The sequence below is a fragment of the Gordonia sp. (in: high G+C Gram-positive bacteria) genome, from assembly GCF_049299075.1.
Classification (GTDB): Bacteria; Actinomycetota; Actinomycetes; order Mycobacteriales; family Mycobacteriaceae; genus Gordonia.
In genome coordinates this window covers 1-6,788 of sequence record NZ_JBAQWU010000495.1, presented here as the reverse complement: position 1 = coordinate 6,788, position 6,788 = coordinate 1, and the positions used below count along the sequence as shown (strand labels likewise).

General features: G+C 65.4%; 6 protein-coding genes. 4 read left to right on the top strand and 2 right to left on the bottom strand.

Features of this window, described 5'->3' with window-relative positions; translation table 11 throughout:
• Both WAW85_RS15600 and WAW85_RS15595 read right to left on the bottom strand, forming a co-directional pair.
• A partial coding sequence (locus tag WAW85_RS15600) for a CocE/NonD family hydrolase (RefSeq protein ID WP_422560501.1) occupies positions 1–2,004 on the bottom strand: 2,004 nt, incomplete at its 3' end.
• A gap of 118 nt (positions 2,005–2,122) precedes the next feature.
• A complete protein-coding gene (locus tag WAW85_RS15595) occupies positions 2,123–3,337 on the bottom strand; it encodes a glycoside hydrolase family 76 protein (RefSeq protein WP_422560500.1) in 1,215 nt (404 codons plus the stop codon).
• A gap of 285 nt (positions 3,338–3,622) precedes the next feature.
• On the opposite strand from WAW85_RS15595, the gene rplJ reads away from it, so the two are divergent.
• The 4 genes from rplJ to WAW85_RS15575 all read left to right on the top strand — a co-directional run.
• Entirely contained in the window at positions 3,623–4,147 is a 525-nt protein-coding gene (gene rplJ / locus WAW85_RS15590) for a 50S ribosomal protein L10 (protein WP_422560499.1), read from the top strand.
• Between the two features lie 99 nt (positions 4,148–4,246).
• Complete coding sequence (gene rplL / locus WAW85_RS15585; RefSeq protein ID WP_422560498.1) at positions 4,247–4,633, top strand: 50S ribosomal protein L7/L12; 387 nt, start codon at positions 4,247–4,249, stop codon at positions 4,631–4,633.
• A gap of 505 nt (positions 4,634–5,138) precedes the next feature.
• Positions 5,139–6,383 carry an ABC transporter ATP-binding protein gene (locus WAW85_RS15580; RefSeq protein ID WP_422560497.1) on the top strand — a complete coding sequence of 415 codons (1,245 nt, stop codon included), beginning with the start codon at positions 5,139–5,141 and terminating at the stop codon, positions 6,381–6,383.
• Positions 6,380–6,788 (top strand): MlaE family ABC transporter permease (locus tag WAW85_RS15575; protein WP_422560496.1); only part of this gene is annotated, 409 nt, incomplete at its 3' end. The genes WAW85_RS15580 and WAW85_RS15575, both read left to right, overlap by 4 nt.

Sequence of the window (6,788 nt, the reverse complement as noted above, 5' to 3'; positions counted from 1 at the left end):
CGGTGCGGTGCCGAGTTTGCCATCGGACAGGAATGTCAGATAGCTGGGCTTATTCGGGTCGAGCACCAACTGCTGGCGGCGGCCGCGCGCCTTGATCAGGTCGGGCACGATCGTCAGATACCGGGGCAGGCTGGCGGCGTAGACGTCCACCCGCAGCCGATGGCCGGGCTGCAGGACCGCATCGGTGGGCACCAGGTCCACGTCGATGCGGACCGGTTCGTCGGCGGGCACCGGAAGGCGGCGCTCTCGCGACAGGTAGTGCACGGCGTCGAGCAGGGCGCCGGTCCGCTCGTCGTAGGTGGACCGGGACGGGTCAAGCGCACGATTGGAGGCGGTCAGGGCGCCGTTGGTCAGGACAGTGGAGGTGCCGTCGGGAGCGACGTCGTTGACAGTGACAGCCCAAATGCCCTCGTGCGCGGTGGTCGAGACGTTCAGCCGCAGATTCATCGCCCCGGAGAGCTGCGTCGGCATGGCGACTGGATCGCTGGTGAAGCTGAGCGCGCCCTGCTCCTGGTAGGCGGCGTCGTCGTTGAAGCTTCGTCCGAAGACGATCGGGAGGCCCGCGAACACCTGCGAGATGTCGCGGGACTTCAGGCCGCGCAAGTCTGGCTTAGTGCGGATCGAACGACGCCGCGAGGCCGGCCGGGTACGGAGGCTGCCGTCGTGCCGGGCGTGGCGGGCCGTCCCCGACGACTCCTCGGCCAGGAACAGCCGCTGGGCGCGGACCTCGGCGCGCGGGAACACCGGGCCGCACGACCAATCGCCGCCCTGTTGCTCGACGGTCACTGGTCCGTAACTGTCGACGCCGTTCTCGATGCCCTTGAGCCAGCGATCGAACCACGCACGCTCGAGCACGTCGAGTTGCGGCGGCTGATGCTCGCGGCCATGGTCGCAGCCCGGATCCAGGTGGTAGCCGTTGGCCACGAGCATCTGCTTGCGGCCCGGCGCCATCTGCAGTTTGTCGTAGACGCGGGTGGCGCTGCGGCCGAAGAGGTCGTGCCAGGCGCCGACGGTGAAAGTGGCGGCCTCGATGTTCTCGACAATCGCCGATCGCTCGACGAAGTACGGGTGGTCGAAGATCCGGTGGTCCTGCGCGGTGAGGAAGCCCCAGAGCAGCGACGGCATCTCGGTGATCGGGCTGGTCATGCGGTCGCGCCACCAGCGGTAGAGGTCACCGGTAAAGATATCGCCGAGTGCCGTGGCCGGATTCGGCAACCATTTGACGCCGTTCACCAACGACAGCCACATCGGAATGAACGCCGATGGCATGCCGCCGGTGATGTAGATGTCGCGGACCACGTCCTCGCTGCCCTCGATGGCGAAGACTGCCTTGAGTGCCTTTGGCCGCAACGCCGCCGCCTGCAGCGCGTTGATCGCCGAGTAGCTCCAGCCGGCCATACCGACGTTACCGTCGCACCACGGCTGCTGCGCCATCCAGTCGATCACCTCGACGGAGTCGTGCTGTTCGCGTTCCCCGAGGATCTGCCATTTGCCCTGTGAGGCGCCGGTGCCGCGGACGTCGACCAGGACCTGCACGTATCCGGACTGCACCAGATTGCGGTTCACACCGAAGACATCGAACAGGCCGCGATCGAAGGTCCGGGTGAGCCGGGAGATCCCGGCCAACGGACCGGACGTGTGGGTCATCGTGCTGGCCGCACTGCGCACTGCGTGCCCGATACCCGGGCCGTGCAGCAGGTGGTCGAAGCCGTCGAGCAGGGCCCGGTTGTACGGGTTCACGTTGAGTACCGCCGGGAACGGCGTTTGGGTGGGCTGGCCGAGTCTGTTCGCCGGCCGCACGACGGTGGCGCGCAGCCGGACACCGTCGCTCATGGTGACGGTGACATTGCGGGAAATGTGCACGCGCGGGTAGGGCTTGCGGCCGTACACCGACTGGTACCAGGTCGCGGCCTGGTGGCCGCCGTCGGCATCTCGATAGCCGGGTGCGCCAGCGGCCGGGTGCGGGGCAGCGCCCCGATTGTGGAGATCGAGTGGCACGCTCACGTGTCTGTCCCTTCTCACCGCGCTGGCGGCAGGTCACACCCCGACGAAGTTCCCGGTGTGATCTGGCACACCGAGAACATGTTCTCGAATCAATTAAGCACGAGAGAGTTCCTGATTGTCATCCGGGGGTCACCGTACCGGTGTCTTCTGGTGATCGCAGTGTTATCAACGCGGCCGCCGTCATGGCCATCGCGCCGGAAATCTGTACTGATAAGTCCCGTTCCGGCGACGACGACGAACGGACTGCACCGCCGATGAAGGCCGAGGCCTCGCCGTCGGTGGTGGGTACGGCGGCCGGGCTTGACCAGTCCGCGCCGAACACTGGCAGGCCGTTGTATTCGGCTCGATGGGCCCACGCCGACTCGGCCGAAGCCAGCACGATGGCACGGGCCCGAGCGCTGAGCGCGCGAAAGTGCCGGCGCTCGGCCACTGTGTGCGGGGTGGGCAGATCGGTGACGATCAGAGCCAAGTTGCGCACCAGGATCCCGGCGAACAAGCCGCCGTCGCCACCGCCGGCGCCGATCACCACTCCGTTGGTGGTGCACCGCTGCTCGACGACGCCGAGTAGCGCTTCCAGGCGCTCCAGATGTCGGGGCTCCCGCGTCAATCCGAAGCACTCCAGGTACAAACCGAGCGCGACGCCCTGGCAGTAGGTGTACATGGCGTTGATGTATCGGCGGCTGCCGTCGGACTCCACCCAGAAACCGTCGGCGATCAGTCCGCTCGGCAGCAGCATGGTCTCGTTGATCCAGTCGGCGGTGGCGACCGCACGCTCGACCCGGCCGCGCCGGGCGAGGAAGATACCGGCCGGGCCGTTGGCGGGGACGTTGAAGAAGTGGTCGGTGGTGCGCCACGGGATGCCGCCGCCGTGGTCGGGTGCCCACGCGGCATAGAGGACGTCGGTCAGGATGCGTTGCCCGCGCGCATGCCCGGGCCCGTTTAGGTGGCGATCGCAGCGTTCCACGGCAAGCGCCAGCCAGGCCATATCGTCGTAGTAGGCGTTGGTCCACCGGCCGGTGTTGCGTATCTTGATGCCGCGCACCAGCGCGTTGGCCTCGCCGGCGGCGCGCTCGTCGCCGAGCAGGGCGGCGTCTACCAGCAGATCCAGCAGGTGGGCCTGCCACCAGTAGTTCCAGGACGCGGTGAGGCGCTGCTTGCTCAGCGGTCGCCCGGGTGGCGGCCATGCGCTCGCGCCGATGCGGGTGAACGGGACCCAATGGCCGATCCGGTGCAGATTACGCTCGCGAATGGCGCTGACCGCGGCGGTAGCGCGGGCCAAGGCCGGCGCCGGTCCGCGCTGTGCTCCGGTAGGCGATTCGACATCAGCAGGCATGGCCGTTATTCTAGAGCGCGGTTCATCGGATTCACTTCGATGTATCGAGTTCAACCAGAGACCGTCGGTGGTCGGGAGAGATCCCGATCGAAGGTCCGGGAATTTTCTCGGCGGCCCACGCAGGATGAACGAGGAGAGTACCGCTTCTGTGGCTGCATGCCGCCGGAGAGATTCGCCCCGTTGCTTCTGCTGCGGGGCGTGATTTTTTCCGGGTCCGGACGCGCCGGCGTCTCTGGGTCGCGACACCCGCAGGGTGTCTCTAACAGACACGAGAGGAGGCGAAGTATGTCCACGCAGGAAAAGGTCGCAGCAGTCGCTGAGATCACCGAGCACTTCAAGAGTTCCACCGCAGCGGTCATCACGGAATACCGTGGTCTGTCCGTCCCGCAGATCGGTGAACTCCGTCGGTCGCTCGGCGAAGGCGCCACGTACTCCGTCGCCAAGAACACCCTCGTCAAGCGTGCTGCCGCTGAGGCAGGCGTTGAGGGGCTCGACGAGCTGTTTGTCGGTCCGACCGCGATCGCCTTCATTGAAGGTGAGCCGGTTCTGGCAGCGAAGGCCATCAAGACCTTCGCCAAGGACAACAAGGCCCTGGTCATCAAGGGCGGCTACATGGACGGCCGCGCGCTGTCCATCGCCGAAATTGAGGCCATCGCCGACCTGGAGACCCGTGAGGTCCTCCTGGCCAAGCTCGCCGGTGCCATGAAGGGCAACTTGGCAAAGGCTGCCGGGCTGTTCATTCAGCCCGCCTCGCAGGTCGCGCGTCTCGCCGCGGCTCTGCAGGAAAAGAAGGACGGAGAGGCCGCTTAGGCCTTGTCCGACCACCCCGCTCCCGGACAACCGGGGGCACCACAAACCAGGTCCGCACCGCGGGCCATCCCGTCCGGGAATTAGAGGAAGGACGCCATCATGGCGAAGCTCACCGCTGACGAGCTCATCGAGCAGTTCAAAGAACTGACTCTGCTGGAGCTCAGCGATTTCGTGAAGAAGTTCGAAGAGGTCTTCGAGGTCACCGCAGCTGCTCCGGTTGCTATCGCTGCTGCCGGTGCTCCGGCTGCCGGCGCCGAGGCTGCTGCCGAGCAGGACGAGTTCGACGTCGTGCTCGAGTCGGCCGGCGAGAAGAAGATCCAGGTCATCAAGGTCGTCCGCGAGGTCGTCTCGGGTCTGGGTCTGAAGGAAGCCAAGGACCTCGTCGAGGGTGCTCCGAAGGCCCTCCTGGAGAAGGTCAGCAAGGAAGACGCTGAGGCTGCCAAGGCCAAGCTGGAAGAGGCTGGCGCCTCCATCTCGCTCAAGTGAGATAGGCCGCCTGCAGAGGCGGTCTCCAGCCGGTTACGGCGCAACGCCAACGAGGCTCGCGGGATTATCCCGCGGGCCTCGTTCGCATCGGTGTGTCCAGATCCGGGACCGGGGCCGGGGACCGAGGTCGTGATGGGCACATCCGCGTCGAACGTTTTACTGGTCAGGTGACCGACTCTGAGCGGCGAAATTGTGGTTGATCAGCAGGGGCTTTGGTCCCGCTATGAACCGGGCCACAGGGGCGGGTGGACAGATCGTTGTCTCACTTTTGCGCGGGGCCGATCTTTGGGTACTCTCAGCCTACCGAGAAGTTACCGCTAGGTAAGTTCGACGTTCTGTCCATACCAGGCAAGCCCGACGGGCGCGGGGTGAACACGCCGAGCCCGTACGCTAGAGTGACCCCAGCCACATAGGCGGCACTTAAGTGAACCAAAGCTTCGCGGGAGTGAGTCGGGGACTAGAGCGATGACTTCTCAGGTGCCATTACATCGTCTGGAGGGACGCAGTGGGAGTCGAAGTCACAGTTGAAGGTTTGACCAAGTCTTTTGGTTCACAGAACATCTGGCGCGATGTCAGCCTGACCCTGCCGGCCGGCGAGGTCAACGCACTCCTCGGCCCGTCGGGTACCGGTAAGTCGGTCTTCCTGAAGACGCTGATCGGTCTGCTCCACCCGGAGCAGGGTTCGGTCGTCATCGATGGCACCGATATCACCCAGTGTTCGGCCAAGGAGCTCTACGAGATCCGCAAGCTCTTCGGCGTCCTCTTTCAGGACGGCGCGCTCTTTGGCTCGATGACCCTGTACGACAACATCGCCTTCCCGCTGCGCGAGCACACCAAGAAATCTGAGGACGAAGTCCGTCGCATTGTGATGGACAAGGTCGAGTTGGTGGGCCTGGCCGGCGCCGAAGACAAGCTCCCCGGTGAGATCTCCGGCGGTATGCGCAAGCGTGCCGGTTTGGCCCGCGCCCTGGTGCTCGACCCGGAGATCATCCTCTGCGACGAGCCGGACTCCGGTCTGGACCCGGTGCGTACCGCCTACATCTCGCAGCTGTTGATCGACATCAACGCCGAGATCGACGCCACGATCCTGATCGTGACCCACAACATCAACATTGCCCGCACCATCCCGGACAACATCGGCATGCTGTTCCGCAAGGAACTGGTCATGTTCGGCCCGCGCGAAGTGCTGCTGACCTCCGAGCAGCCCGTCGTCAAGCAGTTCCTCTCCGGTGACCGCTTCGGTCCGATCGGTATGTCCGAGGAGAAGGACGAGGCTGTTGCTGCCGCCGAGGCTGCCATGCAGGCCGCTGGTATCGGTGGTGGTGGCACCAAGGACGACTTCAGCGAGATCATCCCGCAGGTGCAGCCAAACCCGGATATGCCGGTGCGGCAGGCGGCGATCCGCCACCGTCAGAACGTGCTGAACATCATCGGCACGCTCCCGGTCAACGCGCAGGAGGCCATCCGTGCGTCGATCGCCGACGAGGATCGCCGTGCCCTCGAGCAGCCGGAACACTCGGCGACCCTGGTCGCCTTGGCGAACCACCAGTTCGACTACCCCGGTGGCGGGTTCAACGAGTTCGACGCCAACACCCAGGTGGTCGCCACCGACGGCGGCGTGACCGAGGTGATCGAGACTCCGACCCAGGTGCTCACCACCGACTACGAGGCGGCGACGCAGACGATCGTCCTCGACGATGCGCGCACCGAGGAGATCACCACCGTGCATAAGGATGGCACTCGAGAATGACAACTGCCACCCAGCGTGGCGTCACGAGAATTCAGAAGGCCGGCGATGGGGCTCTGACCCAGACCGGTAGCATCGTCCAGATTTTCGTTGACGTGATACGTCAGCTTTTCGTGCGCCCATTTCAGTGGCGTGAGTTTATTCAGCAGGCCTGGTTCATCGCCAGCGTCACGATCTTGCCGACGGCGCTCATCGCGATCCCGTTCGGCGCGATCGTGTCGCTGCAGACCGGTTCGCTGATCAAGCAACTCGGCGCCGAGTCGTTCACCGGCGCGGCCAGCGTGCTCGTCGTCGTCCAGCAGGGTTCCCCGTTGGTGACGTCACTGCTGGTGGCTGGTGCGGCCGGGTCGGCGGTGGCCGCCGACCTCGGTTCACGCACCATTCGCGAAGAGATCGACGCGATGGAAG

What these genes read in the sequence shown, in the direction of transcription:
- rplJ (WP_422560499.1), top strand. Translation starts at nt 3,623, where the DNA reads ATGTCCACGCAGGAAAAGGTCGCAGCAGTCGCTGAGATCACCGAGCAC.
- WAW85_RS15595 (WP_422560500.1), bottom strand. Translation starts at nt 3,337, where the DNA reads ATGCCTGCTGATGTCGAATCGCCTACCGGAGCACAGCGCGGACCGGCG.
- rplL (WP_422560498.1), top strand. Translation starts at nt 4,247, where the DNA reads ATGGCGAAGCTCACCGCTGACGAGCTCATCGAGCAGTTCAAAGAACTG.